Origin of the sequence: Devosia sp. 63-57, from assembly GCF_001899045.1 — a bacterium.
Classification (GTDB): Bacteria; Pseudomonadota; Alphaproteobacteria; order Rhizobiales; family Devosiaceae; genus Devosia; species Devosia equisanguinis.
Window position 1 is genome coordinate 76,897 of record NZ_MKUY01000005.1, and the last position, 25,909, is coordinate 102,805.

Annotated in this window: 29 protein-coding genes; 17 read left to right on the forward strand and 12 right to left on the reverse strand. The window is 63.4% G+C overall.

The features are described 5' to 3' along the window. The first annotated feature begins 61 nt into the window (after nucleotides 1-61). Nucleotides 62-1,069 (forward strand): L,D-transpeptidase family protein, encoded by a 1,008-nt coding sequence (locus BGO80_RS08565; protein WP_286720851.1) that lies wholly within the window; start codon nucleotides 62-64, stop codon nucleotides 1,067-1,069. A 79-nt stretch (nucleotides 1,070-1,148) separates the two neighbouring features. After that, on the forward strand, nucleotides 1,149-1,859 hold the full coding sequence (locus tag BGO80_RS08570; RefSeq protein ID WP_286720853.1) for a hypothetical protein: 711 nt from the start codon (nucleotides 1,149-1,151) through the stop codon (nucleotides 1,857-1,859). Nucleotides 1,860-1,950: 91 nt separating this feature from the next. On the opposite strand, the gene secA is transcribed toward BGO80_RS08570, so the two are convergent. Next, a complete protein-coding gene (secA, locus tag BGO80_RS08575) occupies nucleotides 1,951-4,647 on the reverse strand; it encodes a preprotein translocase subunit SecA (RefSeq protein ID WP_126150478.1) in 2,697 nt (898 codons plus the stop codon). Between the two features lie 395 nt (nucleotides 4,648-5,042). Here secA and BGO80_RS08580 point away from each other — a divergent pair, with 395 nt between their 5' ends. Further along, a complete protein-coding gene (locus BGO80_RS08580) occupies nucleotides 5,043-5,972 on the forward strand; it encodes a peptidylprolyl isomerase (protein WP_286720856.1) in 930 nt (309 codons plus the stop codon). Between the two features lie 80 nt (nucleotides 5,973-6,052). Here the strand turns inward: BGO80_RS08580 and BGO80_RS08585 are convergent, their stop codons facing one another. Next, nucleotides 6,053-6,487 (reverse strand): VOC family protein, encoded by a 435-nt coding sequence (locus BGO80_RS08585; RefSeq protein ID WP_286720858.1) that lies wholly within the window; start codon nucleotides 6,485-6,487, stop codon nucleotides 6,053-6,055. Between the two features lie 178 nt (nucleotides 6,488-6,665). Here BGO80_RS08585 and argJ point away from each other — a divergent pair, with 178 nt between their 5' ends. The 4 genes from argJ (at nucleotide 6,666) to BGO80_RS08605 (ending at nucleotide 9,427) form a co-directional block, all read left to right on the forward strand. After that, on the forward strand, nucleotides 6,666-7,901 hold the full coding sequence (argJ, locus tag BGO80_RS08590; RefSeq protein WP_286720860.1) for a bifunctional glutamate N-acetyltransferase/amino-acid acetyltransferase ArgJ: 1,236 nt from the start codon (nucleotides 6,666-6,668) through the stop codon (nucleotides 7,899-7,901). Nucleotides 7,902-8,036: 135 nt separating this feature from the next. Then, nucleotides 8,037-8,789, forward strand: a complete 753-nt coding sequence (locus BGO80_RS08595) for a GNAT family N-acetyltransferase (RefSeq protein ID WP_286720863.1) — start codon at nucleotides 8,037-8,039, stop codon at nucleotides 8,787-8,789. Continuing rightward, nucleotides 8,786-9,193 carry an 8-oxo-dGTP diphosphatase MutT gene (gene mutT, locus BGO80_RS08600; protein ID WP_286720865.1) on the forward strand — a complete coding sequence of 136 codons (408 nt, stop codon included), beginning with the start codon at nucleotides 8,786-8,788 and terminating at the stop codon, nucleotides 9,191-9,193. Before BGO80_RS08595 ends, mutT begins: the two co-directional genes overlap by 4 nt. A 30-nt stretch (nucleotides 9,194-9,223) precedes the next feature. Then, nucleotides 9,224-9,427 (forward strand): Flp family type IVb pilin, encoded by a 204-nt coding sequence (locus BGO80_RS08605; protein ID WP_286720867.1) that lies wholly within the window; start codon nucleotides 9,224-9,226, stop codon nucleotides 9,425-9,427. A 14-nt stretch (nucleotides 9,428-9,441) separates the two neighbouring features. Here BGO80_RS08605 and BGO80_RS08610 read toward each other — a convergent pair whose 3' ends face one another. After that, nucleotides 9,442-10,920, reverse strand: coding sequence for a M48 family metalloprotease (locus BGO80_RS08610; protein WP_164550343.1), 1,479 nt, complete (start codon nucleotides 10,918-10,920; stop codon nucleotides 9,442-9,444). Then, complete coding sequence (locus BGO80_RS08615) at nucleotides 10,917-11,729, reverse strand: thermonuclease family protein (protein WP_286720873.1); 813 nt, start codon at nucleotides 11,727-11,729, stop codon at nucleotides 10,917-10,919. Before BGO80_RS08615 ends, BGO80_RS08610 begins: the two co-directional genes overlap by 4 nt. Nucleotides 11,730-11,993: 264 nt before the next feature. On the opposite strand from BGO80_RS08615, the gene BGO80_RS08620 reads away from it, so the two are divergent. Together BGO80_RS08620 and BGO80_RS08625 are read left to right on the forward strand one after the other, a co-directional pair. After that, on the forward strand, nucleotides 11,994-12,824 hold the full coding sequence (locus BGO80_RS08620) for a DUF72 domain-containing protein (RefSeq protein WP_286720875.1): 831 nt from the start codon (nucleotides 11,994-11,996) through the stop codon (nucleotides 12,822-12,824). A gap of 79 nt (nucleotides 12,825-12,903) precedes the next feature. Further along, nucleotides 12,904-13,407, forward strand: coding sequence for a disulfide bond formation protein B (locus BGO80_RS08625; protein ID WP_286720877.1), 504 nt, complete (start codon nucleotides 12,904-12,906; stop codon nucleotides 13,405-13,407). Nucleotides 13,408-13,419: 12 nt separating this feature from the next. On the opposite strand, the gene BGO80_RS08630 is transcribed toward BGO80_RS08625, so the two are convergent. From BGO80_RS08630 to BGO80_RS08655, 6 genes are all read right to left on the reverse strand, one after another. Then, nucleotides 13,420-13,977: an HNH endonuclease gene (locus tag BGO80_RS08630; protein WP_126150469.1), complete on the reverse strand. Its 558-nt coding sequence runs from the start codon at nucleotides 13,975-13,977 to the stop codon at nucleotides 13,420-13,422. An 89-nt stretch (nucleotides 13,978-14,066) separates the two neighbouring features. Further along, nucleotides 14,067-14,723: an alpha/beta hydrolase gene (locus tag BGO80_RS08635; RefSeq protein WP_286720880.1), complete on the reverse strand. Its 657-nt coding sequence runs from the start codon at nucleotides 14,721-14,723 to the stop codon at nucleotides 14,067-14,069. Between the two features lie 136 nt (nucleotides 14,724-14,859). Further along, a complete protein-coding gene (locus BGO80_RS08640; RefSeq protein ID WP_286720882.1) occupies nucleotides 14,860-15,672 on the reverse strand; it encodes an outer membrane protein in 813 nt (270 codons plus the stop codon). Nucleotides 15,673-15,802: 130 nt separating this feature from the next. Next, nucleotides 15,803-16,894 (reverse strand): helix-turn-helix transcriptional regulator, encoded by a 1,092-nt coding sequence (locus tag BGO80_RS08645; RefSeq protein WP_286720884.1) that lies wholly within the window; start codon nucleotides 16,892-16,894, stop codon nucleotides 15,803-15,805. Beyond that, nucleotides 16,891-17,982 (reverse strand): hypothetical protein, encoded by a 1,092-nt coding sequence (locus tag BGO80_RS19455; RefSeq protein WP_286720886.1) that lies wholly within the window; start codon nucleotides 17,980-17,982, stop codon nucleotides 16,891-16,893. Before BGO80_RS19455 ends, BGO80_RS08645 begins: the two co-directional genes overlap by 4 nt. 22 nt (nucleotides 17,983-18,004) lie before the next feature. Continuing rightward, nucleotides 18,005-18,679 (reverse strand): DNA-3-methyladenine glycosylase family protein, encoded by a 675-nt coding sequence (locus BGO80_RS08655; protein WP_286720888.1) that lies wholly within the window; start codon nucleotides 18,677-18,679, stop codon nucleotides 18,005-18,007. Between the two features lie 22 nt (nucleotides 18,680-18,701). On the opposite strand from BGO80_RS08655, the gene gluQRS reads away from it, so the two are divergent. Continuing rightward, nucleotides 18,702-19,547: a tRNA glutamyl-Q(34) synthetase GluQRS gene (gene gluQRS / locus BGO80_RS08660; protein WP_286720890.1), complete on the forward strand. Its 846-nt coding sequence runs from the start codon at nucleotides 18,702-18,704 to the stop codon at nucleotides 19,545-19,547. Here gluQRS and BGO80_RS08665 read toward each other — a convergent pair. Beyond that, the gene (locus BGO80_RS08665) at nucleotides 19,544-20,506 is read right to left on the reverse strand and encodes an NAD-dependent epimerase/dehydratase family protein (RefSeq protein WP_286720891.1); all 963 of its coding nucleotides are present in this window, start codon (nucleotides 20,504-20,506) and stop codon (nucleotides 19,544-19,546) included. The two genes, gluQRS and BGO80_RS08665, sit on opposite strands and share 4 nt — an antisense overlap. Nucleotides 20,507-20,593: 87 nt before the next feature. Here BGO80_RS08665 and BGO80_RS08670 point away from each other — a divergent pair, with 87 nt between their 5' ends. The 6 genes from BGO80_RS08670 to BGO80_RS08695 all read left to right on the forward strand — a co-directional run bounded on the left by BGO80_RS08670 (nucleotide 20,594) and on the right by BGO80_RS08695 (nucleotide 23,547). Further along, entirely contained in the window at nucleotides 20,594-21,508 is a 915-nt protein-coding gene (locus BGO80_RS08670; RefSeq protein ID WP_286720893.1) for a LysR family transcriptional regulator, read from the forward strand. Nucleotides 21,509-21,515: 7 nt separating this feature from the next. Then, nucleotides 21,516-21,710 carry a twin transmembrane helix small protein gene (locus BGO80_RS08675; RefSeq protein WP_126150461.1) on the forward strand — a complete coding sequence of 65 codons (195 nt, stop codon included), beginning with the start codon at nucleotides 21,516-21,518 and terminating at the stop codon, nucleotides 21,708-21,710. 16 nt (nucleotides 21,711-21,726) lie between these two features. Then, entirely contained in the window at nucleotides 21,727-22,323 is a 597-nt protein-coding gene (locus BGO80_RS08680) for a cob(I)yrinic acid a,c-diamide adenosyltransferase (RefSeq protein WP_286720897.1), read from the forward strand. Between the two features lie 61 nt (nucleotides 22,324-22,384). Then, nucleotides 22,385-23,068 (forward strand): rhomboid family intramembrane serine protease, encoded by a 684-nt coding sequence (locus BGO80_RS08685; protein ID WP_286720899.1) that lies wholly within the window; start codon nucleotides 22,385-22,387, stop codon nucleotides 23,066-23,068. Nucleotides 23,069-23,136: 68 nt separating this feature from the next. Further along, nucleotides 23,137-23,319 carry a putative motility protein gene (locus BGO80_RS08690; protein WP_126150458.1) on the forward strand — a complete coding sequence of 61 codons (183 nt, stop codon included), beginning with the start codon at nucleotides 23,137-23,139 and terminating at the stop codon, nucleotides 23,317-23,319. Between the two features lie 18 nt (nucleotides 23,320-23,337). After that, a complete protein-coding gene (locus tag BGO80_RS08695) occupies nucleotides 23,338-23,547 on the forward strand; it encodes a hypothetical protein (RefSeq protein WP_126150457.1) in 210 nt (69 codons plus the stop codon). Here the strand turns inward: BGO80_RS08695 and BGO80_RS08700 are convergent. Continuing rightward, the gene (locus BGO80_RS08700; RefSeq protein ID WP_223214169.1) at nucleotides 23,544-24,206 is read right to left on the reverse strand and encodes a TlpA family protein disulfide reductase; all 663 of its coding nucleotides are present in this window, start codon (nucleotides 24,204-24,206) and stop codon (nucleotides 23,544-23,546) included. The genes BGO80_RS08695 and BGO80_RS08700 overlap by 4 nt on opposite strands. Nucleotides 24,207-24,228: 22 nt before the next feature. Here BGO80_RS08700 and argH point away from each other — a divergent pair, with 22 nt between their 5' ends. After that, entirely contained in the window at nucleotides 24,229-25,674 is a 1,446-nt protein-coding gene (gene argH, locus BGO80_RS08705; protein ID WP_286720907.1) for an argininosuccinate lyase, read from the forward strand. The last annotated feature ends 235 nt before the right edge of the window (nucleotides 25,675-25,909 follow it).

Consider the following 25,909-nt stretch of genomic DNA (forward strand, 5'->3'; position numbering starts at 1 on the left):
GACCCGGTAACCACTCTGCCCCATAACGGAACTGTTCCCCTACGGGCCTTGGACTTCCCTAATGTCTTCCTTTTTGCATCGCCTCGGCGCCTTAGTGATCCTGGTCTGGCTGGCCGTCGGGCTGGCCGCCTGTGCCGGCTTCGTCAAAGGCGGCGACAACCGTCATAACCAGCCGCTGTCGAGCACTGTGGTGGCGGGCCTCAAGGCGATGGGCTCTTCGCCCGAAGCGCCGATGGTCGTGCGCATCTTCAAGGAAGAAAAGACCCTCGAAATCTGGAAGAAGACCAATTCTGGCCAGTTCAAGCTGTTCAAGGCTTATGAGATCTGCGCCTTCTCCGGCGATATCGGCCCTAAATTCAAGGAAGGCGACCGGCAGAGCCCGGAAGGCTTCTACACCATCACCCCGGGCCTGATGCATCCGAAGTCCAATTACTACCTTGCCTTCAATACCGGCTTCCCCAACAAGTTCGACCGCGCCCATGGCCGCACCGGCTCCGATCTTATGGTGCATGGCGATTGCTCCTCGCGCGGCTGCTACGCCATGACCGATGCTGGCATCGCCGAGATCTATGCATTGGCCCGCGAGAGCTTCAAGGGCGGCAATTCCAGCTTCCAGCTGCAGGCCTTCCCCTTCCGCATGAGCGCCGCCAATATGGCCCGCTACAGCCAGAACCAGCACATCGGCTTCTGGAAGGACATCAAGGAAGGCTACGACCTGTTCGAAGTCACCAAGACCCCGCCGGTCTGGGACGTCTGCGAAAAGCAGTATATCTTCAATCCCGCCTCCACCGGTCCGCTCAATGCCCTGGGCCCCTGCCCGGCCACCATCCAGAATGCAGCCCTGACCGCCAAGCAGCAGGCCGATGAAAACGCCATGAGCAGCTATGCCGCGGCCGAGCAGAAGAAGGAAGCCGAGGCCGAAGCCGTGAAGGCGCGCGGCGAAGCCGTCGGCAGTTTCTTCTCCGGGATCGGCAACATGTTCGGCGGTGGCGGACAGGACCCCAATATTGCACCCGTCATCTCGGGCAAGACGGCACCTAAGCCCATGCCGCCGCTGCGCCGCTCCTGACCATGGCTGCGGGCCGGGGCCCTAGTTCGGCCCCAGTTTGATGGGAACGCAACGCCGAACCAGCGATCGGAGAGCCCAATTGGAGTCCAAGCAAACCGAACGCCCGGCCGACAGGGCCGACATGACCAGCGTCACTCCGGAAATCCGCATCGGCGCCGCCGATCCCAGCATGCGCCAGGCTTTCGATGGCCCCTCGCCTCGTCGTCGAAGGCGCCTGCCACGTGCCACCGCCACGCTCAGCGTCGTTGCCGCGCTTGTCGGCGTCACCTCGCTGGCCGCCTCGGCCTGGATCTATAGTGAAACCCGACGCGAAACCCTGCGGCTCGCCACCGACCTGGCGCAGGTGCGGCTGAGCCTTGATCTTTATGCGCGCTCCATCGGCACGGCGACGCCCGCGACCCCGGCCGTCGCCAGCCCCAACGCCGAGCTGCCCGACCTTCCCAACCGCCTCGCCATTCTCGAACAGAACTGGCGGAGTGGCGCGACCGCCCTGCCCGCCATCGCCCCCTCGACGGCGACGCCTGCGCCGACCAGCGCCGGAGCCGGCGACGATTGCCTGCCCTCGGGCATGCGCATACTGGTGGCGGCGGGCGACAGTTACCCCATTTGCGGTCAGAACACCGCCATCACGGTTGCCAATGTCGACAATGGCTTCATGTCGCTCTCCGATGGCACCATGGTGGTATCCGGGGGTACCATGCCGCTTCCCGGCACCAGCTGCATGATCGGCGTCACCTCGGGCGGCGACGAGGGCGTCACCGGCTATGCCGAAATTCGGGTCACCTGCTGAGCCGGCCCTGGCGCTTTAGCCCGCCGAACAAGCACCCAATAAAGAAAGGGCGGCCCCGCGGGACCGCCCTTTTGAATTGGTGGCACCAGCCTCAGGCAAAGGCGCCGTGGCAGTGCTTGAATTTCTTGCCCGAACCGCAGGGGCAGGGCGCATTGCGCGACACGCCGACCAGCAATTTGGGATCGATCGGCGGCAACCCTTCGGGCGAGGTGATCTCGTCGCCATCTGCGTCATTCTCACCGGTCAGCGGATCGATATGGGTTTCGGCCATGCGACTGAAATCGGGCGCCGGCGGCGGTTCAGGCTGGCGCATCTGGATTTCCACATGCGCCATCTGGCTGGTCACCTGCTCGCGCAGATTGCCCAACAGGCCCTGGAACAGCTCATAGGCTTCCTGCTTGTACTCGGTCAGCGGATCGCGCTGGGCGATACCGCGCCAGCCCACCACCTTGGAGAGATGGTCGAGCATCACCAGATGCTCGCGCCACAGCCCATCCACCGACTGCAGAAGGATGGATTTTTCCACCTGCCGCATGATGTTGGCGGAGAAGCGCTCTTCCTTGTTGGCGATCAGCGCATCTGCGGCTTCGCGAATGCGGTCCTCGACGATCTCGGCGTCGATGCCTTCTTCCTTGGCCCATTCACGCACCGGCACGGCAACGTTGAGCTGGGTCTTGGCGGCAATTTCGAGCTCTTCGCTGTTCCACTGCTCGGGATAGGAGCGCGGCGGAATGGCCTTGGCGACGACATTGGCCACCACATCGTGGCGCATATCGGTGATGGTTTCGCTGACGTCCTCGGCATCCATGAATTCGAGACGCTGTTCGAAGATCACCTTGCGCTGATCATTCATCACGTCGTCATATTTGAGGATGTTCTTGCGGATGTCGAAATTGCGCGACTCCACCTTGCCCTGGGCGCGTTCGATGGCCTTGGTGACCCAGGGATGGGTGATGCTCTCGCCCTGCTCGAGGCCGAGCTTGCCGAGCATGGAATCCATAGAATCCACCGGGAAGATGCGCATCAGGTCGTCCTGCAGCGACAGGTAGAACTTCGAATGTCCCGGATCGCCCTGGCGACCGGAGCGGCCGCGCAGCTGGTTGTCGATGCGACGGCTTTCATGGCGCTCGGTGCCGATGACCATCAAGCCGCCAGCAGCCAGTGCCTTCTTCTTTTCCTCGGCGATGACCGCCTTGATCTCGGCGATCTTGGCATCGCGCTCGGCGCCTTCGAGGCCCGCAGCCTCCTTCTCGATGCGCATTTCGAGATTGCCGCCGAGCTGAATGTCGGTACCGCGACCCGCCATATTGGTGGCGATGGTGATGGCACCGGGCAGGCCGGCATCGGCGACGATGAAGGCTTCCTGCTCGTGGTGCCGCGCATTGAGCACGTTCATCTGCCCGACATTCTTCTGCCGCAGCAGGTCGGCGAGCATTTCGCTCTTTTCGATCGAAGTCGTGCCGACCAGCACGGGCTGGCCGCGCAGCTGGCATTCCTTGATCAGCTCGGCGATGGCATCGAACTTTTCCGCCGCGGTGCGATAGATGGCGTCATCTTCGTCGATACGCTGCACCGGCAGATTGGTCGGGATGGTGATGACGCCGAGGCTGTAGATATCGGCGAATTCCTCGGCCTCGGTCAGCGCCGTACCGGTCATGCCGGCGAGCTTCTTGTAGAGGCGGAAATAGTTCTGGAAGGTGATCGAGGCCAGCGTCTGGTTCTCGGCCTGGATCTTGACGCGCTCCTTGGCTTCCAGTGCCTGGTGCAGGCCTTCCGAATAGCGGCGGCCCGGCATCATGCGACCGGAGAACTCGTCGATGATCACCACTTCGTCATTGCGGACGATATAGTCCTTGTCCTTGCGGAACAGCTTGTGCGCGCGCAGGGCCGAATTGGCATGGTGCACAAGCATGACGTTCTCGACGTCATACATCGAGCCCGATTTCAGCAGCCCGGCCTCGGTCATCGCCGCTTCGAGTTTTTCTACGCCCTGGTCGGTGAAGGTGGCCGCGCGCAGCTTCTCGTCGAGTTCGAAATCGTCCTCGCCGATGATCGGCATCAGGCTATCGACCTTGATATAAAGCTCCGACCGGTCTTCGGACGGGCCCGAAATGATCAGCGGGGTGCGCGCTTCGTCGATGAGGATGGAGTCCACTTCGTCGACGATGGCATAGGCATGGCCGCGCTGCACCATCTGGTTGCGCGCATATTTCATGTTGTCGCGCAGATAGTCGAAGCCGAATTCGTTATTGGTGCCGTAGGTAATGTCGGCAGCATAGGCGTCGCGGCGTTCCTGGTCGTTAAGACCATGCACGATGATGCCATAGCTGAGGCCGAGGAAATTGTAGATCTGCCCCATCCAGCCGGCGTCGCGGCGGGCGAGGTAGTCGTTGACGGTCACCACATGCACGCCATTGCCGGTCAGGGCATTGAGATAGACGGCGAGCGTCGCCACCAGCGTCTTGCCTTCACCGGTGCGCATCTCGGCGATGGCGCGATCGTTGAGCACCATGCCGCCGATCAGCTGCACGTCGAAATGGCGCATGCCCAGCACACGCTTGCTGGCCTCGCGCACCGTGGCGAAGGCCGGAACGATCAGGTCATCGAGCGAGGCGCCCTGGGCCAGCTGGGCCTTGAACTCCTGGGTGCGGGCGCGCAATTGCTCGTCGCTGAGCTTGGCCAGCTCGGGTTCGAGCGCGTTGATCGCCGCCACCTTGCCCTGATATCGCTTGACCTGCCTGTCGGACGGTGACCCGAAGATTTTTCGGGCAAGCGCAGCAAGTGCCATATTTATGGTCCTTCGTTTCGGCGGCGGGGCTGGACAATGGGGCGTCTTCGCGTCTCAGGCGCGGGCCGACCCACTTCGCCTCGTCACAACTTTTGAGAAGCCGTTTGGCTCCCCGGGGTCTGTCGTGGTCGCATGGCTGTGGCGTGACGTTGCGCGCCGACGGACGCATGCTTTGGAAAAAGCGGGTGAGATGTAAGAGCGGGGTGGTGTCTTGTCAACGTATGAGAAATGGGCCACACCTGCGCCGCCGTGCGGTTTTCCGGCGCGGGCCCCTCTTGGCCATGCGCCGAAGGCATTTGCGGCCTGCATATTTTAGCCGCCTTGTCGTGCCAGTCGAGCCACGCCGAATTTCCGCCGTCGCCACCCAAGGACGGCCAAGGAGAAACCAGACCCTCATGTTTACCCATTCCATGCGCCTCGTCCGCACGCTGAGCCTGGCGGCCCTTCTGGCCACCACGACCCTCACCGCCAGCTTTGCCCAGGACGCAGCGCCGGTCGCTCCGGCGCCTGCAGCCGCGGTCACCCCCGAGACCGTAGTCGCCACTGTCGGCGGCGAAGCCATCACCGAGGCCGATCTCAGCTTTGCCGCCGAGGACATGGCCCAGGACCTGGCGCAGATGCCGCCCGAGCAGCGCCGCGCCTTCCTTCTGCGCGTGCTGATTGACATGAAGGTGATGTCCGGCGCCGCCAAGGCTGCCGGCATGGACCAGACTGCCCTCTTCGCCCAGCGCCTCAAATATCTTGAGGAGCGCGCCCTGCGCCGCGCCTATTTTGCCGACGCCATTGCCGGCGCCGTGACCGAGGAAGCCGTTCGCGCCGCCTATGACGCCTATGTCGCCGACTTCAAGCCGGAAGACGAAATCCGCGCCAGCCACATCCTGGTCGAGAGCGAGGACAAGGCCAAGGAACTCAAGGCCCAGCTCGATGGCGGCGCCGACTTCGCCACGCTGGCGCGCGAGAACTCCATCGATCCGGGCGCGGCCAATGGCGGCGATCTCGGCTTCTTCGGCCCCGGCATGATGGTCAAGCCCTTCCAGGACGCTGCCTTTGCCCTGGCCAATCCGGGCGATATTTCCGAGCCGGTGCAGTCCCAGTTCGGCTGGCACATCATCAAGCTCGAGGAAAAGCGCCAGTCCAGCCCCCTGCCCTTCGAACAGGTTGCCAGCCAGTTGCAGCAGCAGGTGCTGATGCAGACCTTCACCAAGAAGGTGGACGAACTGATGAGCGGCGTCACCATCGACGTGACCGACCCCACCCTCAAGGCCGCGCTCGACGCCCAGGATGCCCAGGACGCCGCCGCAGAAGAAGGCGCGACCGCGCAGTAATCTGCGGGGGCTGACCAGCCATACCCATCCCTTGAGGCCACCCGGCATCCCCCGGGTGGCTTTTTGCGATGGCCACCGGACTAGGTCATTGCCTGCGCCAGGCCGAGCAATATGCCTTCGGGGCCACGCACATAGCAGAGGCGATAGACACCCTGGTAATCCACCACCTCGCCGACCAGCTGCGCCCGCTCCCCCAGCCGTGACAATGTCTGGTCGAGATCCTCGACCGCGAACATCACGCGCAGATAGCCCAAAGCATTGACGGGGGCGGTCCGATGATCGGCAATGACCGCGGGGGCATCAAAGCGTGACAGTTCCAGCCTGCTGTGACCGTCGGGCGTGCGGATCATGGCGATCTCCACCTTTTGATCGCCGAGGCCCGTGACCCGCCCTGCCCAAGTGCCCTCGACCATGGCGCGCCCTTCCAGCTCCAGGCCCAGAGCCAGGAAAAATTCGATGGCCGCATCGAGGTCCTCGACCACGATGCCGACATTGTCCATGCGTTTGACGCTCATATACCTGCCTCCAGAATGGTGAGTCTAGGCGCAGATGCGCCGCGCCGATACACCCAACCGAGCCAGCCCGATCCGGTTTCGATCACAGCTTTGAGCCGCGCCGGGCCTCGACGTCTTGCGCCCGCCACACAAGTGAGGCACACGAGAGCGGATATGTTGCCCAAAAAGGTCTTGTGCCATGGCCGCCCATCCGGTTTCGCCCCTCGCCCCCAAATCCTATCCCGAGCTGCCGGCCATCTCAGGCGTGCGCTTCGCCACCGCTGAAGCCGGCATCAAGTACAAGAACCGCACCGACGTTCTGCTGATGGCCTTTGACGAGGGCACCACTGTCGCCGGCGTTCTGACGCGCTCCAAATGCTCGTCCGCGGCGGTGGAGTTGTGCCGCGAAAACCTTGTGGGCGGGGTTGCCCGCGGCCTCGTGGTCAATTCGGGCAATTCCAATGCCTTTACCGGCATGAAGGGCCGCGAAAGCGTTCGCTACATCACCAGGGTAGCGGCCGAGGCCCTGGGCTGCGCCCCGTCAGAAGTGTTCATTGCCCAGACCGGCGTTATCGGTGAGCTGATCGACGCCTCCAAATTCGACGGCGTGCTCGACGAGACCGCGACCCGCATGAATACGCTGCCCTGGATCGAACCGGCCAAGGCGATCATGACCACCGATACCTTCCCCAAGCTCTCGGGCGCCGTGCTTGAGATCGATGGCGTCGAGGTCAGGATCAACGGCATCGCCAAGGGTTCGGGGATGATCGCGCCCGATATGGCGACCATGCTGTCCTTCGTCGTCACCGACATGCCCATCGCCGCCCCGGTCCTGCAGGCGCTGCTGGCCCGGCACAACCAGACCAGCTTCAATTCCATCACTGTCGACAGCGACACCTCGACCTCCGACACCCTGCTGGCCTTCGCCACCGGCAAGGCTGATGTTGAACCGATCCAGAGCCTCGACGATCCGCGGGCGGAAATCTTCGGCCAGGCGCTGAGCGACGTGCTGTTCGAACTCGCCATCCATGTGGTGCGCGACGGCGAAGGCGCCACCAAGCAGGTGTCCGTGCATGTCGATGGCGCCACCTCGGACGAAAGCGCCTTCCGTATCGCCAAGGCCATTGCCGACAGCCCGCTGGTCAAGACCGCCATTGCCGGCGAAGACGCCAATTGGGGCCGCGTGGTGATGGCCGTAGGCAAGGCCGGTGAGCCCGCCGACCGCGACCGCCTCTCCATCCGCTTCGGCGACCTTACCGTCGCCAGGAACGGCGAACGCGCCGCCGGTTACGACGAAGCCGACACTTCTGCCTATATGAAGGGCGAGGAGCTGGAGCTGACCGTGTCTCTCGGTCTGGGCGAGGGCAAGGCCACGGTCTATACCTGTGACCTCACCCATGGCTATATCACCATCAATGGTGACTACCGGAGCTGATGCCCGGTCTAAACCCTCCCAGCACGCGATTGTCACCCCGGTAAAAGCCGGGGGCCATCCTGATATGTAAAGAGGGATCCGGGTCGTCGCCGGCATGACAGCCGATGGATCAATAGACGTGAAGCCACCAGACCCATGACCCAATTTCCCTCCACCGAAGCGTTCGAATGGGCCGGCCTCAAGGCCTGGCCCGGCATTACCGTCGACTGGGATCGCTCCTGGATACGTCGCGCCGCCGGCGGCTATACCAAACGCGCCAATTCCACCCAGTGCTTTGACCCCGATGATTTCGAAGATGCGGACCTGCGCGTCATCTCTGCCTCGTCCTGGATGATCCGGCACAAGATCAAGCCGGTGTTCCGGACCACGCCGCTGGCGAGCCCCGAACTCAATGCCACTCTCGATGAGGCCGGCTGGCAATCCATCGACCCCAGCCACCTCTTCGCGATGGAGCTGGGCGATGTCGAGGCAGATCCCGAGGCGCAGACCCTTGCGGTGCTCGACCCCAAATTTCTGGCTGTCGCCAAAAGGCTTCAGAGCTATGACGACACGCAGATGGCGGCGATGCAGAACCTGCTTGCAGCCTTTGCCATACCATCCGCCGGCATCGTGCTGAGCCGGGACGGGCAAGCCGTTGCTTCCTCCATCATGGCTGTGGCCGATGGCATTGTGATCACCGGCAATGTCGTGACCGATCCCACCCGGCGCCGGCAGGGTCTGGCACGCGCCATGATGCAGTCCGGTCTCGCCTGGGCGAAGCGCGAAGGCGCCCGCTACGCCGCCCTCAATGTCCAGGCCGACAATGAAGCCGCCCAGGCGCTATACCGCTCCCTCGGCTATACACATCAGTACGACTACATATATCGCATTCCCGGAGGCTCCGCGTGACCGACAAACCCCTGTTGCTGGTCGTGGCCTGCGCCCTGGTCGATCCAGACCGGCGCGTACTCATCGCCCAGCGCCCGGAAGGTAAGCATATGGCGGGCCTTTGGGAATTTCCCGGCGGCAAGCTCGAGCCCGGCGAAACCCCCGAAGATGCCTTGATCCGAGAATTGCGCGAAGAACTGGCCATCGAGACCAAGCAAGCGTGCCTGGCTCCATTGTCATTCACCAGCCATTCTTACGAAAAACTTCACCTGTTGATGCCACTTTACGTCTGTCGGAAGTGGCAGGGCCAGCCGCAGGCAATAGAACACGCGGCGCTCAAATGGGTCAGGCCGCAGGCACTGCGTGACTATCCCATGCCGCCAGCCGACGAGCCGCTGATCGCGGCCCTGTGTGACCTATTGTAGACCAGCCGTACTTTTCAGCTTGGGGGCGACATGCTGGCGACGACGATCGGACGCTTTTGCCGGGATGAGTCCGGCGCTACGGCGATTGAATACGCCCTTCTAGGCACCATCCTCGGCGTGGCTCTGGCGGCAACCTTCGCCATATTGGGGGATACGGTGCTCGCCCTGTTCGGCGTCGGCACCGGCGGCGCCTCCGACACGATCGCCAATCAGGTAAAGCTCATTCCCCAATGATCGGGACGTGGCGCTTATTGCAGCGCCACGACCTTGTATTTCTGTCCTGCGGCCAGGGGATCGCCGGGATAGAGATTGTTGAGGATGAAGAACAGGTCGCGCCCGCCTGGAATGGACGCCATCTGCCGCGATAGCGTTTCGGCCGTGTCGCCGGACCGCGCCGTCACCAGGCGAATGCTGAGCTTGCGGATCTGGTTGAGATCGGAATTTTCCGCCCGGCGGAAGCTCTGGATCGTGGCCTCGGCGCCGGCGGCAAAGCGCGCGCTATCGGCCTTTGCGGCAAAGATGAAGCGGTAGACCTCACCATCGAGCCGCATGACGGCGACGCGGAAGAACCACTGGTCGGTCTGCGCCAGGCCGGAAGCCATCTCGATGCCATTATAGCTGTGCGCCTTGACAGTCTCGGCCTTGAGCCCGGCAATCCAGCCGGATTTGAGATAGTCGGTCAGCGCCATATTGGGCTGCACCTGGGCGCTGTCGAAGCGCACCGCCTCGCCATCGCCGGCAACGCCGACCACCGCGCTTTGCGCGTTCTGCAGCGCATAGCCCTGCGGCACGGTGAAGGTGAACCGGCTGGCCGAATGGATAAAGCGCTGTCCGACAATGGTGCCCTGTGCCGGGCTGTCGCCAAAGGTCATGCCGGAAATGGCGGCCAGATAGCCCTCGCGATCGGTCTCGCCGACCGTGCCGCTGCCGAACATGCTGCGCGCCGTGCTGAGCGCCGTCTCGATCCGGGCGGGCGTCGACGGGTGGGAAGAGAGGAACCCGTCATCGCCCATGCTGGCGCCGGCGGAGAAGGCGGCAAACCGGCTCATTACCCCGAGGAACCGCGCCGCCGCCTGCGGATCATAGCCCGCCTTGCCGGCGAACTTGATGCCTTCCTTGTCGGCTTCCAGTTCCTGGTTCTGGCTGAACGAGGCCAGCGACTGGCGGGTGCGATTGGCGGTCGCATCGGTCGAGGTATCGCCGCCGAAAATGCCGGTGATCACCCGATCGACGATCTGGGTGGTACGGGTCTTGTCGGTGCGGGCGCGGGCATGGCGCAGCGTGACGTGGGCGATCTCGTGCGACAGCACCGCCGCCAGCTCGCTCGTATCGGAGGCCAGCGCCAGGATGCCGCGCGTCACATAAATATAGCCGCCGGGCAGCGCGAAGGCGTTGACCTCGGATGTGTCGAGAATGGTCACCTGGAATTGGGCATTGGGCTGGTTGGCCGCCGCCAGCAGCCGGCCGACAATGCGCGCCACCATGATTTCAGCCTGGCGATCGGAATAGACCCCGCCATAGGCCGCAATAATGCGCGGATGCTCGCGCCGCCCGATGACATCGTCGCCCGGCGCAGTGCCTTCCGGCACCACCATGGGCGCAGGATTGTCGCCGGTGCGCCCGACCTGAACAGACGAGCCGGTCAGCGTGGTGCAGCCGGTCAGGACCAGCACCAGTGTCGCCAGAATTGAGGTGCGCAGCACCTTTTTGCCAATGAGCGCCGTCATCGCGTCGCCAGAACCTCGATCTGCTCGGGATGGGTCACTTCGATACGTGGACCATCCCGATCGTCCACCCATCCCCGAATACGAACCAGCACGCCGTCCAGCCCCAGCGGATCGATGCCGTCGCGCTCGAACAGCTTGAGCGCAGGGGCCTCGATCACGGCAGTGAAGTCTTCCTTCCAGAACCGGCCGAAATTGAGGAATACGCGCTGCCCGCTCCGTTCGGCGCGCAGCACCCGTCCTTCCACGAGTTCGTAGTGGCCGGCCCGTTGCAACAGCGCTTCGGGCCGATCCGCTGCTCGCACGCTGTAATAGGGATCGGCCCAGATTCCAAGCCGTTCCGCCCGCGCCTGTCGCTCCGCCGCAAAAAGTTGATCAAGGCAGGCCCGGTTGTCCGGGAAGGAATAGACCCGCGCCAGCCCCAGCGCCACCATCTGCAACTGCGCCCATACCGGTTCTGCAGCGGTCTCGATAAAAACATGGGCCAGAGCCCGATCATAGCGATCGACCTCTTCCCCGCCATAGCCGAGGCTGACCGGCTTGTTCAATGCCAGCACTTCGAGCGCCACCTGAGCTTCAGGGGCCAGCGGCCAGGTGGGATGATTTTCCCGCCCCAAGGGCAGTTTGGGCGCCTGGATGCCGATCAGCCGCACCACCATGCCCGAATCGAGCAGCACCGTGTCACCATCGACGACATTGACCACCGTGCCGCCCTTGACCATCCGCAAGCCGTCGCAAGCCATTGCCTGCACGGGCCAAACCCCGCCCAGCACGCTCATCGCCACCACGGAAGCAAGAACAGGTCGACGCACACCAGGCCCTCGGAAAGCATTCGTTCACCATGCACCCAAATAAGGCAAAAAATGATTACCGAGATCCTGCGGCTTTGCCCGCCTTGACCTGCCAATTCTCGGAGACCGCACATTTCTGCGTGATCACAGCGTCATGGTCTCCACCACTGCCATCGCCTCGGCCATCTCGACATCCGCATTCGGGGCGGTCTACCCTTCGAAAGGCGCACGACCTCATGCCCTGCTGAGGGCAGTCCGGCGACAGCTGCGACAAGGAGCAAAATTGTGACCCAAAGTGGCAGTTTCAGATCGGGCACGGCGGGTTGGGTCTATGCCCCCTGGCGCGGCAGCTTCTTCCCGACGGGGCTGGTGCAGAAAAAAGAACTGGCTTTTGCCGCCGGCAAACTCGGCACCATCGAGATCAATGCCACCTTTCGCGGCCCGCAAAAGCCGGAAAGCTTTGCTCGCTGGGCGTCCGAAACCCCGCCCGATTTCGTCTTTTCGGTGAAGGGGCCACAACTGATCACCCATATCAGGCGCCTCAAGAATTGCCGGCAGGACCTCGCCAATTTCTTCGCCTCCGGCCCGCTGGCCCTGGGCGACCGCCTCGGCCCCTTCGTCTGGCAATTGCCGCCCAATCTTGCCTATGACCCCGACAGCATGGCGGGATTTTTGGCGCAACTCCCGCACGCACTCGATGCCTATCTCGCCCTGGCTGGCGAGGCCGATACCGGCAAGGCCCCGCCCTTTGTCGATGCAAAGGGGGTGACCAAAATCCGCCATGCCATCGAAATGCGGCATCCTAGTTTTCAAACGCCGGAAGTGGATGAGCTGTTGAGCCGCTACAATGTGGCTCGCGTCATTTCCGATACGGTGGCCGATCCGCGCCGCTCGCTCACCGCCGATTTCGCCTATTGCCGACTACAGGGCCCGGCTCGTCCCGATGCCACGGGTTATGACCCCGAGGATATCGCCGCACTGGCCAGCACCATGAAGCCCTGGCTGGCCGCCGGACGCGATGTCTTTGCCTATTTCGTGCATGAGGACAAATTGCACGCTCCTGCCAATGCCATGGCCCTGGCTGCCGCCTTGGGGAAGGCGCCGCCGGGCCCATGATCACGACCCTGTGCCAGGCTGGCTTTTGCCCCAATGCGGCGCTATTGCGCAGATCCAACGCGTCACCAGAGTTTCGAATATGACTTCCACCCACCGCCCGCTCGACAAGATCCTTGCCGGCCTTTCCTTCCTCCTCGGCCTCGTCACCATTTCGGCAGCGCTCGGCTCGCAATATATCGGCGGGCTCTATCCCTGCGAACTCTGTCTTGAGCAGCGCATGGCCTATTATATCGGCCTGCCCTTGCTTGCCGCGATCCTGCTCTTGTGGAACCGGCTGCCGCTGGGCGTGTGGTATGTGACCATGCTGGCCGCGACCGCTATTTTCGCCTGGGGCACCTATATGGGTGGCTTCCATGCCGGCGTCGAATGGGGCTTTTGGCCCGGTCCCACCGCCTGCACCGGCCTCGGCGACACGTTCAGCTTCGACCAGATGAGCAACATGACGCCAGTGATCGGCTGCGACGTGGTGCAGTTCCGCTTCCTCGGCATTTCGCTGGCCGGCTATAACGCGCTGATCTCGCTCGCCATCGTCGCCATGCTCATCGGCGCCATGGTGTTCCAGGCCAAGCGGAAGCGCGGCTAGGACCGCGCCCGATCAGGGCTCGAGCTCGATGTCCCAATAGAGATAGTCGAGCCAGCTCTTGTGCAGATGGTTGGGCGGGAACGCCCGACCATTATTGTGCAGATCGTGCACGGTGGGCGCATAGGGCGCCTGATGCGGGAACATCTTGATCTCGCTGGGCATCCGGTTGGCCTTGCGCAGATTGCACGGCGCGCAGGCGGCAACGACATTTTCCCAGGTGGTCAGGCCGCCCTTCGACCGCGGAATGACGTGATCGAAGGTCAGATCGTGGGTGCTGCCGCAATACTGGCACTGGAAGCGATCGCGCAGGAACACGTTGAAGCGGGTAAAGGCGGGATGGCGCGCCGGCTTCACATAGTCCTTGAGCGAGACCACGCTGGGCAGCCGCATCTCGAAACTGGGAGAATGGATCACCGTGTCGTAGAGCGAGACGATGTTCACGCGATCCAGGCACACCGCCTTGATCGCATCCTGCCAAGACCACAGCGACAGCGGGTAATAGCTGAGCGGCCGAAAATCGGCGTTCAACACAAGGGCGGGACAGGCCTCAGGCGACACATGGATAGTCACGTGAGTCTCCCGAAGCGGGAATCGTGTAAGTCCATAGCTCCCTTATACTAAGCCCTTTGTGTCGGCCGTGTGAAGCGGGGAGCGCTGGCTTATTTTTTCGCGACTTCGGCGATGAATTCACTTGCAAAGGCCAGGCCATCAGGCGCAATGCCGTGGCCGACCCCATGGCTGATATGGAAGCGGACATCATAGCCATTCTCGGCAAGCAGACGCTTGGCATCGGCGCTGAGATTGGGGTCGACCACCTCGTCCATATCGCCATGCACCAGGCATATGGCAGGCTTGGCCGAGCCTGGCGCGCCAAAACCCTCGGGCGGCACAAGGGCCCCCGAGAAAGCGACGATGCCCATCAGCTCCTGCGGCAGTGACAGCCCCACATGCAGCGCCATCATCGCGCCCTGGCTGAAGCCGGCGAGCAATGTCCGCTCCGGCGCAATCCCGGTCTGGGCCCACAAATCCTCGAGAAAGCCAACAAGCACCGGCTGCGCCGAAATAACCCCGGTCTGCCGGCTGGCGAGGCGGTCCCCGGTCCAGTCGATAGCAAACCACTGAAATCCGCCCATGCCCAGAGCGGTCGGCGCATTGGGGGAGACGAAAAGCGCCCCCGGCAAGATGCCCTGCCAGTGCGGCGCCAGCCCGATCAGGTCATTGCCGTCGCTGCCATAGCCATGCAGCAGCACCACGGCGCTATCGGGGGCGCCGCCATTGGCGGGCGGCAGCATGGGGCCGGAAAGCTTGGTCGACATGGGGGCTCCTGAACTTGGTCGCGCCACCATGCCTCGCCCCTCTTCAAAAATCCACGAGACAAAAAGGCCCGGCATGCCCCCGCTGCCGGGCCAGGAACCGAACGCACCACGATGCGCGGTCAGGAAGCACTTTTCCCTAGAAGTGGTATTTCAGCGAGCCCTTGAGCGTATGGAAACCCATATCCACCGGCGTCGAGCCGCCTCCAGCGCCCAATATAAGCGCTGGCTGGGGTGCATTGACCGTAGGCAGCCCGACATAGGCATATTCAACGCCCACCGAGACGTTCTGGCTCAGCTTTTTGGCCACCCCGAGGCCGATTGTCGGCCCCATGACCAGCTGGCTCGACGACGCAGAATTGCTTGTGGAGCCGGGGGCAAAAGGGACGCCCCTAGGAAAGGCAGGGTTTGTGGTCGCGAAATCCAGGTTGACCGTGGCGCTCGAGCTGACATTGGCAACGGCCAGGCCGCCCTTGACGCTGACCAGCCACCCCTCATCGAAAGCGACGCCCAAAGTCCCGGCAAAGGTTGAGTACCAATCCACATTGACCTTGAGATTGCCGGCGATCCGGATGCTCGCCGTGTCGACGGCATCGTAAGCGGTGAAGTCTTGCAGCGACGACGTCCCCTTGGAAAGCCCACCAATATGGACCGCACCGTCAACGCCCAGAACGAATTGGTTGACCTGATAATTGTAGCCGGCACCGACGCCGCCGAAGACGCCGTCAATACGGGTATTTGCGCTGGTGGACACACCGGAGATGACATATTCCCCAGACGGCGTGGGCGGAATTGTCGTGCTGCTCGAGCCGGCCTGTTGTGGGTCAAGCGCATAGCCGGCAAAGACGCTGGCATAAAAGCCGGTCCAGTCGGTCACCTGCTGCGCGCTGGCGCTCGAGGCGGCCCCCGCCAGCAGCGCCACACCCAGAAACACCCGTCCAAAATTGCTCATCACGCGCCCTCTTCCAAATCACTGCGGCCAACATGGAAGGGGCACATGGGACTGGCATCATCCAGATGAATGAAGTGCGGGCGAGAAAATGGACACCGGGGCGCGCCTGTTGCAGTTGGGCCACAGTGCCTTAGCCGAGCTTGCCGGTATTGAGGCCGGCAAAGCCCTTGAGCAAAGCCACCAGCTGCGCCTGATGGCTGGTGCCGGTCTTGCGAAAGGTCTGCGCCAGATGCGTGCGGGCGGTCGCAATGGCAATGCCGCGCCGGGCCGCGACCTCGGCAAGGCTGAGGCCAGACGCCAGGCCCGCCGCCAGACCCGCCTCGGCGGCGGTGAGGTCGAACAGCCCCCGCAGCACTGCATCCGACGGCACATTGGCATCGGCGGCATAGCCGGTCACGGTAAGCAGCGCCGTGCCCTGGGCAAAGATGTCGCTGGCCGCCCGGCGCAGCGGCAATACATGCAGCACCAGATTTGCCTGTTCGGCGGTGCCGACCGGGATCGAGCGAATGGGCATGGGGTTGGAGGCGCTGTCCGACAGAGCCTGCTTGAGCAGCGCAGCGGCTTCCCGATTGGCCAGTGAAACGCCGCCGAACGCGGCAGGCCGCAGGATTGACGATAGCGCGTCGAACAGGCCATTGGCGGCGATAACGCCACCACCGGCACCCACGATCGCCGCCGGCATGGACAAGGCTTCCATTGCCGCCACGCTGGCTTGCGCCTTCTGCATTTCGAGCTGCATGGCCATCATGCTGGCCCGTGCAAGATGGGGCCGCAAGGCGTCGAAATGGGCCACTTCAGCCGCGGAGAAGTCGGGCTCCCCCAGCGCCCGCTCGAAAGTGAAGGCCACAAAGCCGCCCTGCGGCATGTCAACGACCGAACCCAGCTGCCATGCCGTGCCGATGCGGCGCATGTTTTCGACATGAAAGGCCACGTCCTTCGGATCCTCATCCGCCAGGAAGTCGGTGACCTCCAGAAACCCGGCATAGCGCCGACGCCTGAGACTTGAGAGCAGTTTATTGGTGTACCATTCCGGCCTTGTGGCGAAATGGGCGACCACCGCCTCGATATTGGGCGTAGCGCTGAACAATGGCTGGCGCTGCGGGTCGATGATCATCATGCAGCCCGAGGCAATGCCGCGGGTCTCGACGATCCGGCTCAAAAGGTCCGGCCACAGTTCGGGAACGAAGGCCGCTTCATAGATATGGTCTTCGATGCCACTCATCGCTTCTGCCTAGAATACCCCCGAATTGACGCCCTTGAGCAGCGCCACCAATTGCGCCTGATGGCCCGTGCCGGTCTTGTGGAACACCTGCGCCAGGTGGGTACGGACCGTGGTGATCCCGATGCCACGTTCGGCCGCAATGTCCTTGAGTTCCATTCCGCGCGCCAGGGCCGCAGCCACCGCCGCCTCCGCTGCGGTAAGATCAGACCCCGCAGAATGGCGTCGTCCGGCACCTGTGCATCCCCGGACAGTCCAGTGACGACCACCAGGGTCGCGCCAAGGTCAAAAACGTCGCGCGCATCCCTGAGCAGGGGCACCAGATGGATGACGGCAGGAGCGCGTTGGCCATCTTCGGCCGGAACGGGAATGGAGCGCAGGGCGCGTCGCCCCATTTCGGATTGCTCGGCGAAGGCGGCACGGATCAGCGCATCGACCCGCCGGTCGGTGAGGCGCAATTGCCCATGGGCCCCGGGCTTGAGGAAATCCGCCTGGCTTTCAAAGATATCATTGACGGCAATGACCCGCCCGCGTTCGGAGACGATGGCCGCCGCGAGCCCCAGCGCCGAGAGACCGGCAACGGTCGACTGCGCCTGCTGCAATTTCAACCGCGAGGCGATGAGGCTGGCCCGCGCCAGATGTGGCCTGACGCCATCGAGCACCTGCAGGTCCTCAATCGAATAATTCTCCATGCCCACCGTGCGCTCCAGCGTGAACAGCACGGTTTCTCCCGTCGGCATTGGCACCACCGTCGCGGCTTGGCCGGCCAGGTCGGCGAGCGACAAGAAGGCATTGCAGTGGTCGGCGCGCAATTGGTCCAGCGTCGAGAAATCGGTCAGGCGCATGAAGCCGCCATGGTCCTTGACCAGCATGCGCTTGAGGCGGCTATTGGCATACCAGGCGGGCGTCGCGGCAAAGGCGCCGACCAGATCGGCGACATTTTCGGTTGCCGACCACAGTGGGGGCAGGTCAGGGTCGATGACCAGCAGCGCACCCGATACCGAGCCACTGGACTGCGCCAGTCCATCGAGCACTTTTGGCCAATATTCCGGGATAAAAGCGGCCTCGTAGACCTGATCGACCAGTTCCATTTCGCGTCCCGATCAAAACCGCCTAAAGCAAAACTCCCTCGCGATCGCGCATTCTGGCGAAATACCGCCAGAACAGAAGCGCCGCCGCCGAGCGATGGGGCGACCATTTTTGGGCGATGTCAATCATTTCCTTGATGCTGGGACGAGCCTCGAGCCCAAGCCCATGATGGGCGGCCTTGAGCAAAGCCAGGTCTCCGGCCGGGAAGATGTCGGGATGCGCGGCGCAAAACAGCAGATAGACCTCCGCCGTCCATGGTCCGACCCCCTTGAGCGCCACCAGCCGCCCGATGGCCTCTTCGGCCGGCAGCGCATCAACCTGGGCAAAGTCCAGCTCGCCCCCCAGGACCGCCTCAGCCACCGCCCGCAGCGACAGAAATTTGCCGCGCGAAAAGCCGACGCCGCGCACAATGTCCTCACTCAATCCCAGATAGGTCTCGGGCTCCAGCGCCCCGGGCAGCGCTTCGAACCGGCCCCAGATCGCCGCCGCGCTCTGCACCGACAATTGCTGGCCACAGATCACCTTGGCCATGCCGGCAAAATGCTTCGGGTTGACCCGGGGCAGTACCGTCCCCACCGCCTGGCGCATCGGCGCCAGCGCCGGCACCAGTCCCACCAGCGTATCGAGATGCCAGGCCACCCCCTCCGGCGTATCGATGCGTGGTGTCGCCTCGGTGGTCAAAATGCTAGTGAGGGGCAAACATCATTTCCTTATCCGGTCCATGTCCAAGCCACTGCTCCGCTTCGCACCCAGCCCCAATGGCTATCTGCATCTGGGCCACGCCCTGTCGGCCCTGGTGACCTGGGATGCCGCCGAAAAGCTGGGCGGCAGCGCCTTGTTGCGCATTGAGGACATCGACATCGGCCGCTGTAAACCCGATTTTGCCGAGGCGATCCTCGAAGACCTCGCCTGGCTCGGCCTCGACTGGCCCGAGCCGGTGCTGTGCCAGTCCGATCGCTTCGAGCCTTATGCCGATGCCGCCAACCATTTGCGGCGGGCGGACCTGCTCTATCCCTGCTTCTGCAGCCGCGCAGAAATCGCCGAGCAGGCAACCGATACCGATCCCGATGGCGCCCCGCTCTATCCGGGGACCTGCCGACATCTCAGCAATGCCGAGCGCATTGAGCGCCTGGAACGCGGCGATCCCGTCCAGTTCCGGCTCGACACGGAAACCGCTCTCGCCCGCACCGGCATGCGGACCTATTCGGTCATCGGCCCCACCATCCTCGACCGCCCGCAAATTCGCTATGCTCGCCCCCAGCGCTGGGGCGACGTGGTGCTGCAGCGCAAGGATGTGCCGACCTCCTATCATCTGAGCGTGGTGGTGGACGATGCGGCGCAGGGCATAACCCATGTCACCCGCGGCAAGGATCTGGAAGCGGCCACCGACATTCACGTCCTGCTGCAAATGCTGCTGGGTCTGCCCAGCCCCTATTACCATTTCCATCGCCTGATAAAGGGCGCGGATGGCGAGAAGCTGGCCAAATCCCGCGGCTCACCCAGCCTGCGGGATTTGCGGGCAGACGGCTGGACGGCAGAAGACGTCCGCCGCGCCGTGGGGTTTTAGGCAGCGTCCACCTTAACCGTCCCTTGGCTGCCAAACACCGTGCGCACCGTATCGCCCACGGCCGTTTCGAACGGCGTCAGGACGCCGGGGCCAAGCAGCGCATCCAGACGGGGATCGACCAGCTCCATCTCATGGGTCCAGAGATAGCGCATTTCGAAAATATCGCGCATCACCGGATCGAACAGGCCCATGGCGCGCAACAGCCACCAGGGCATGGGCGAGGGCTTGAGTGGCTTCGGCGCAGCCGCCTGGATCGCCGCCATCATCTGTCCATGGCTGACCCAATGGCCTGCAAAGTGGAAATTCTCGAACGGCCCGAAAGTCTCACGCCGCTCGGCGACCCGGGCAAAGGCGCGTCCCAGGTCGGGCAGATAAGCCCAGCTGTGCCGTAAATTGCGGTCGGCCATATGGTAGACCTTGCCCCGCCGCCAGTTCATCAGCATGGCCTGCTCGAACCAGCCGCCCTGATCGCCGGGCGCATAAAAATCCCCAGCCCGTACGATGATCGCCTGGATATCGCCTGCTGCCGCGGCCTCTGCGAGCATCCGTTCGAGCCGGATTCGGATTTCGCCGCGCGGCTTTTCCGCCTGCTGCCGCAATTGCGGTGACACCACGCGGTCACCGGCGCTGTAATTGTAGATCGTGCCGGGAAACAGCAGCGTCTTGCCGCTGCCCGCCATGGCGTCCAGCACCACCTGCAATTGCGCTTCGGCGCGCCCATTGCCCCATTGGTCATAGCGCAGATGCAGACCCTGGACCACCACATCGGCCCCCGCAATGGCCGCACGGACCACGGCGACATCATTGGCATCGCCGGCAAGGAAGCGCGTCCCGGCCACCGGCTTGCGATTGCTTCGGCCCAAGCCCGTCACTGTCCACCCCGCCTCGGCAAATCCCACCATGGCGGCATGGCCCAGATGGCCGTTGCTGCCCAGAACCGTCACAGTGCGTCCACTCATTTCATCCTCCTTGGATTGCATGAGCACACAGTCGTCGATACATTGAAGAATAGAAATTCCCAACAATTCGACATTTGACATTCAAAAATGAATAGAGAGCCGGACTGGGCGCTATGGCGCAGTTTTGCAGCAGTCGTGGCGGAGGGCTCGCTGTCGGCGGCTGCGCGCGACCTCGGCATCAGCCAGCCCACCATCGGCCGTCATGTCGAAGCGCTGGAAACCGCCCTTGGCCTTACGCTCTTCGACCGCAGCCTTTCGGGTCTCAAGCCGACTGCGTCGGCCTTGCGGCTCTATGGTCGGGTCAAGGACGCCCAGTCTGCCCTCGCCGAGGCCAATATCCTCGCCCAGGGCGCTCAGCAGGATGAGGGAGGCACGGTGCGCATCACTGCCAGCGTCATGATCTCAAACCATGTTCTGCCCACCCTGCTCAAATCCATTCGCGCGCTGCATCCCCGCATCGCCATAGAAATCGTGCCCTCCGATACTTCGGAGAACCTGCTGATGCGCGAGGCCGACATCGCCATCCGCATGTTCCGCCCCACCCAGCTGGAGCTGATCACCCGGCATCTGGGCGAGGTGCCGCTGGTGGCAGCCGCACATGAGGATTATCTCGCCCGGCGCGGCCGGCCACAGACACTGCAGGACCTCTGGTCACACGACCTCATCGGCTTTGACCGTTCGGACCTTATCGTCAGCCATGCCCAGCGCATGGGATTTGCAGTCAGCCGCGACAACTTCATGCTGCGCTCGGACGACCAGTCCCATTGCTGGGAATTGCTCAAGGCCGGGCTCGGCATTGCCTTCGGACAGCAGCAGTTGGTGGCGTCCACGCCTGGGCTGGTGGCGCTCGACATCGACCCGCAGATCCCGCCCTTGCCGATCTGGCTGACTACGCACAGGGAATTGTTCACCTCACACCGGATCCGTGCCATCTTTGACGCATTGGCCGCCGGGCTCCTCGCCTATATCAATGGTGAACTCGACCGCCACCCGACCCGTTAAGGCTGACATGCAGACCCTTTTGAACATTGCCATCGCACTCGCGCTGCTCTTCGTCGTCATCGTTCTGGGCATGGGCCTGTGGAACATGATGAAGGGCGGGCCCGGCAATACCAGCCAGCGGCTGATGCGCCTGCGCGTCATCGGCCAGGCCGTGGCCATCCTGCTGCTGATGGGCGCCCTGTTCCTGTTCGGGCGCGGCTGAGCCGCGGGCACCAGTCATGGTCAAGCTCAACGTCATCTATACGCGCACCGGCGATAGCGGCACCACCGGGCTGGTGCGCGGCCCCCGCCGCTCCAAGCACGATCTGCGCATCGAGGCCTATGGCACGGTCGAGGAAGCCAATGCCTTTGTCGGCAATGCCCGGCTGGCCGCCGGCGCCCACCATGTGCTGGACCCCATCCTCGCCCGCATCCAGAACGATCTCTTCGATGTGGGCTCGGACCTGGCGACCCCCGGCGCCGACGACCCCGATGCCGAATATCCCAGCCTGCGCGTACGCCCGGTGCAGACGAACTGGCTGGAAGACCAGATCGACCGGTTCAACGCTGATCTCTCCCCGCTCAAGAGCTTCATCCTGCCCGGCGGCACGCCGCTCTCGGTAGCCCTGCACCTTGCCCGCACCGTCACCCGTCGCGCCGAGCGCGTGGTCTCGGCCCTGCTCGAGATCGAGCCCGACACCAGTCCCGAAACCCTGCGCTATCTCAACCGCCTCTCGGACCTGTTCTTTGTGCTCGGCCGCGTGGCCAATGCGAATGGGGCCGACGATATCTTGTGGGTGCCGGGCAATTATGGTGACGTGAAGAAGACCGACTGAACGGCAACACGCACCCGGTTGCCGCAGATGGTGGTGCCGCGCAGGAGAGACGTGACAGAATATGTTCTTGCCCCTGCATGACGCCAATCCGATCAAGCATGTCGAGTTTCCCTTCGTCACCTATGGGCTGATCGGGATCACCATTCTGGTATTTCTGGTACAGGCGGCGCTGCCGCCGGCAGCCTTCGATCAGGCGACCATCGATTTCGGCATGATCCCCATCGTCGTGCGCGATCTTTACCCGCAACCGGTGCCCTGGCTGCCGGACTGGGCGACGCTGGTGACCTATGCATTCCTCCACGCCGACTGGATGCACCTGCTCACCAATATGCTGTTCCTCTGGGTGTTCGGCGACAATATCGAGGATGCCTTCGGGCACTTGAAATTCCTCGGCTTTTACCTCGCTTGCGCCGTCCTTGCAGCCCTCGCCCACCTGCTGTTCAACCTCGACGGCAATGGGCCGCTGATCGGGGCGTCAGGGGCCGTGGCCGGCGTCATGGGCGCCTATATCCTGCTCTTTCCGCACGTGCGGGTCTTCGTTTTGGCCCGCATTGTCTGGCTCATTCCCCTGCCGGTCCCGGCCTATTGGATGCTCGGATTCTGGATCCTGACCCAGCTTTTCTATGGGCTGATCGGCTCCAGCGAACCGGTGGCGTGGTGGGCCCATATCGGCGGTTTCGCTGCCGGGCTGGTGCTGGCCGCCCCCTTGCGCCGGCATGGCGTCGGGCTGTTTGGCGGCAGATGACCGCATCATGAACGGTTTCTTTAGGGGCCGCTGCTAGTCTTCTCGCAAAGCGCGAAAGGCCAGCCGACGTGAACACCGATCTCACAACGCAGATGCTGACCATGCGCTCGGCGCAGACCCAGCACGCGACGCAGATCGCCATCGTCAAGAAATCGCATGACATGCAGACCGACCTGCTCAACATGCTGATGGAAACCGCGCTGAGCCCACCCCCGCCCGGCCAGGGCGCGAAGGTGGACAAGCTCGCCTAACCCCAAAAGGAGCCCGCAATGATCAATGCTCTGGGCACCAATCCTTCCGCCATGGTCACCCGCATCGCCCAGAACCAGGGCGCCTCGCTCGCGACGCAACTGGCCAAGGTGGCGCAACTGCGCATGGAAATGCTGCTCAATCAGGCCGAGAACCAGGCCCAGGCGAGCGTGCACGAGGTGCCGCTGGTGACGCCGATCAACGGCGCCGAGGTCGAAAAGCTGGTTTAACCGCGCAGCCCGATCAGTGCATTGACCACGGCCTTGCCGTCCTCGGAGTCCCATTCAGCCGGGCCCTGCAGCACCGCCAATTCGCAGCCTTCCGGATCGAGCAGCAGCGTCGCGGGCAGGCCCACCGCGACGGCTTCGCGCTTCAGCCGCTCGAAGGCTGAAAAGGTGCTGTCGGCATAAAGCGGCAGATTGGCAAACTGGCCGTCGTCGAGGAAAGCCTCTGCCTTTTCCTGGCCACCGGCGCCGATATCGAGATTGATCGGCAGCACCATGAACTTGTCCGAATTATATTCGGTCGCCACCGCGTCGAGCGCCGGCATTTCCTCGCGGCACGGCACGCACCAGCTGGCCCAGAAATTGACCAGCAGCGCCTTGCCGGAGAAATCGGCAATGGTCATGTCCTTGCCCGAGGCATCCTTGAACGCCATGTCGGCATAGCCGCGTCCCTCGCCGGTGCCGTTGAGCGCCGCCAGCTGCCCGACTGCCGCGGCATCGATCACCTGCGCCTGCATCGACTGCACCGGGCAGCTGCTTGCCGTGGCGGCATTGCCCAGATAGACCCACGCCGCTATAGCTACGCCCACGCCCGCTACCCCCAATGCAGCGACCATCGCCAGACGATTGCGTGCTGTTGGCTGGGTGGGGTTCATGTCCGACATGGTGTCTCCGAAAGGCCTGAAGATGAGCAACAAAATGTGGGGCGGCCGGTTCGCGTCCGGACCCGACGCCATCATGGAAGAAATCAACGCCTCGATCGGATTCGACCAGCGTCTCTACCGCCAGGATATTGCCGGATCGAAGGCCCATGCCACAATGCTCGCCGCGACGGGCATTCTGACGCATGAGGACCGCGACGCCATCCTGGCCGGTCTAGACGAGGTGCTCGCCGAAATCGAGGGTGGCACCTTCACGTTCTCGCGCGCGCTTGAAGACATTCACATGAATGTGGAAAGCCGCTTGCGCGAAAAGATCGGCGATGCCGCCGGACGCCTGCACACCGCCCGCTCGCGCAATGACCAGGTGGCCACCGATTTCCGCCTCTATGTGCGCGACACCATCGACCATCTGGTGGCCCAGATCCAGACGTTGCAGCTTGGCCTCGTCAAGCGCGCCGAGGAGGAGGCCGAAACCATCCTGCCCGGTTTCACCCACCTGCAGAACGCCCAGCCGGTGACCTTCGGCCACCATCTGCTCGCCTATGTCGAAATGCTCGGCCGCGATGCCGGCCGGCTCATCGACGCGCGCAAGCGCCTCAACGAGAATCCGCTGGGCTCGGCGGCGCTGGCCGGCACGCCCTATCCCATCGATCGCGATATGACGGCGGAAGCACTCGGCTTCGATCGCCCCACCGCCAATTCGCTCGATGCCGTTTCCGACCGCGACTTCATTCTCGAGACCCTCGCCGCTGCCGCGATCTGCGCCATGCATCTCAGCCGCTTCGCCGAGGAAATGGTGATCTGGAGCTCGGCGCAGTTCGGCTTCATCAAGCTTTCCGACAAGTTCACCACCGGCTCCTCGATCATGCCGCAGAAGCGCAATCCGGACGCCGCCGAACTGGTGCGCGCCAAGATCGGCCGCATCATGGGCTCGCTCAATTCGCTGCTTGTCGTCATGAAGGGCCTGCCGCTGGCCTATTCCAAGGACATGCAGGAAGACAAGGAAGTGGCCTTCGACGCGCTCGACGCGCTCTCCCTGTCGCTGGCCGCCATGACCGGCATGGTGGCCGACATGGCGCCAAATCGCGCCCGCATGCACGCTTCGGCCTCGGCCGGCTTCTCCACCGCCACCGACGTCGCCGACTGGCTGGTGCGCGAACTCAACATCCCTTTCCGCGATGCCCACCACATTACCGGGCAGATCGTGGCCCTGGCCGAGCAGAAGAATTGCGGCCTCGAGGGCCTCACCATCGAGGACTTCAAGTTCATCGACCAGCGCATCGACAGCCGCATCCACAAGGTTCTTACGGTCGAGGCCTCGGTGGCCGCCCGCAAATCCTATGGCGGCACCGCGCCGGCCAATGTGGTTGTGCAGGCGGCGCGCTGGAAGAGCCTGCTGACCGGCGAGAGCCATGAGCCCAAGGCGCTCGGCAAGAAGACGCATGGCAGCCATGGTGATGGCGGGCTTTGAGCCGTCTCGCGCAAAGGCGCGATCCACCTTCTCCCGCAAGGGGCAGTGTTTACTTTGGGCTCATCGGGAGGCACGGTAACCGCGGTTCCCGCTCTCCCTCCCCCCTTGAGGGGGAGGGCCGGGGTGGGGGTGGTTCAGTGATTCACTGATGGACCCCCACCCTCATTCACAGTCCATTTGAGCGTAGCTCAAAATGGCCTTCTCACCTAAAATCGCTCCACTGGAGCGATTTTGC

Bases quoted from the DNA above. Each gene is read 5' to 3' on its own strand.
- argH (WP_286720907.1), top strand. From the start codon at position 24,229: ATGAGCAACAAAATGTGGGGCGGCCGGTTCGCGTCCGGACCCGACGCC.
- BGO80_RS08625 (WP_286720877.1), top strand. From the start codon at position 12,904: ATGACTTCCACCCACCGCCCGCTCGACAAGATCCTTGCCGGCCTTTCC.
- BGO80_RS08665 (WP_286720891.1), bottom strand. From the start codon at position 20,506: ATGAGTGGACGCACTGTGACGGTTCTGGGCAGCAACGGCCATCTGGGC.
- BGO80_RS08565 (WP_286720851.1), top strand. From the start codon at position 62: ATGTCTTCCTTTTTGCATCGCCTCGGCGCCTTAGTGATCCTGGTCTGG.
- BGO80_RS08635 (WP_286720880.1), bottom strand. From the start codon at position 14,723: ATGTCGACCAAGCTTTCCGGCCCCATGCTGCCGCCCGCCAATGGCGGC.
- BGO80_RS08580 (WP_286720856.1), top strand. From the start codon at position 5,043: ATGTTTACCCATTCCATGCGCCTCGTCCGCACGCTGAGCCTGGCGGCC.
- secA (WP_126150478.1), bottom strand. From the start codon at position 4,647: ATGGCACTTGCTGCGCTTGCCCGAAAAATCTTCGGGTCACCGTCCGAC.
- BGO80_RS08585 (WP_286720858.1), bottom strand. From the start codon at position 6,487: ATGAGCGTCAAACGCATGGACAATGTCGGCATCGTGGTCGAGGACCTC.
- BGO80_RS08695 (WP_126150457.1), top strand. From the start codon at position 23,338: ATGATCAATGCTCTGGGCACCAATCCTTCCGCCATGGTCACCCGCATC.
- BGO80_RS08700 (WP_223214169.1), bottom strand. From the start codon at position 24,206: ATGTCGGACATGAACCCCACCCAGCCAACAGCACGCAATCGTCTGGCG.
- BGO80_RS08670 (WP_286720893.1), top strand. From the start codon at position 20,594: ATGAATAGAGAGCCGGACTGGGCGCTATGGCGCAGTTTTGCAGCAGTC.
- argJ (WP_286720860.1), top strand. From the start codon at position 6,666: ATGGCCGCCCATCCGGTTTCGCCCCTCGCCCCCAAATCCTATCCCGAG.
- BGO80_RS08675 (WP_126150461.1), top strand. From the start codon at position 21,516: ATGCAGACCCTTTTGAACATTGCCATCGCACTCGCGCTGCTCTTCGTC.
- BGO80_RS08680 (WP_286720897.1), top strand. From the start codon at position 21,727: ATGGTCAAGCTCAACGTCATCTATACGCGCACCGGCGATAGCGGCACC.
- BGO80_RS19455 (WP_286720886.1), bottom strand. From the start codon at position 17,982: ATGGAACTGGTCGATCAGGTCTACGAGGCCGCTTTTATCCCGGAATAT.
- BGO80_RS08685 (WP_286720899.1), top strand. From the start codon at position 22,385: ATGTTCTTGCCCCTGCATGACGCCAATCCGATCAAGCATGTCGAGTTT.
- BGO80_RS08610 (WP_164550343.1), bottom strand. From the start codon at position 10,920: ATGACGGCGCTCATTGGCAAAAAGGTGCTGCGCACCTCAATTCTGGCG.
- BGO80_RS08640 (WP_286720882.1), bottom strand. From the start codon at position 15,672: ATGAGCAATTTTGGACGGGTGTTTCTGGGTGTGGCGCTGCTGGCGGGG.
- BGO80_RS08605 (WP_286720867.1), top strand. From the start codon at position 9,224: ATGCTGGCGACGACGATCGGACGCTTTTGCCGGGATGAGTCCGGCGCT.
- gluQRS (WP_286720890.1), top strand. From the start codon at position 18,702: ATGTCCAAGCCACTGCTCCGCTTCGCACCCAGCCCCAATGGCTATCTG.
- BGO80_RS08645 (WP_286720884.1), bottom strand. From the start codon at position 16,894: ATGAGTGGCATCGAAGACCATATCTATGAAGCGGCCTTCGTTCCCGAA.
- BGO80_RS08595 (WP_286720863.1), top strand. From the start codon at position 8,037: ATGACCCAATTTCCCTCCACCGAAGCGTTCGAATGGGCCGGCCTCAAG.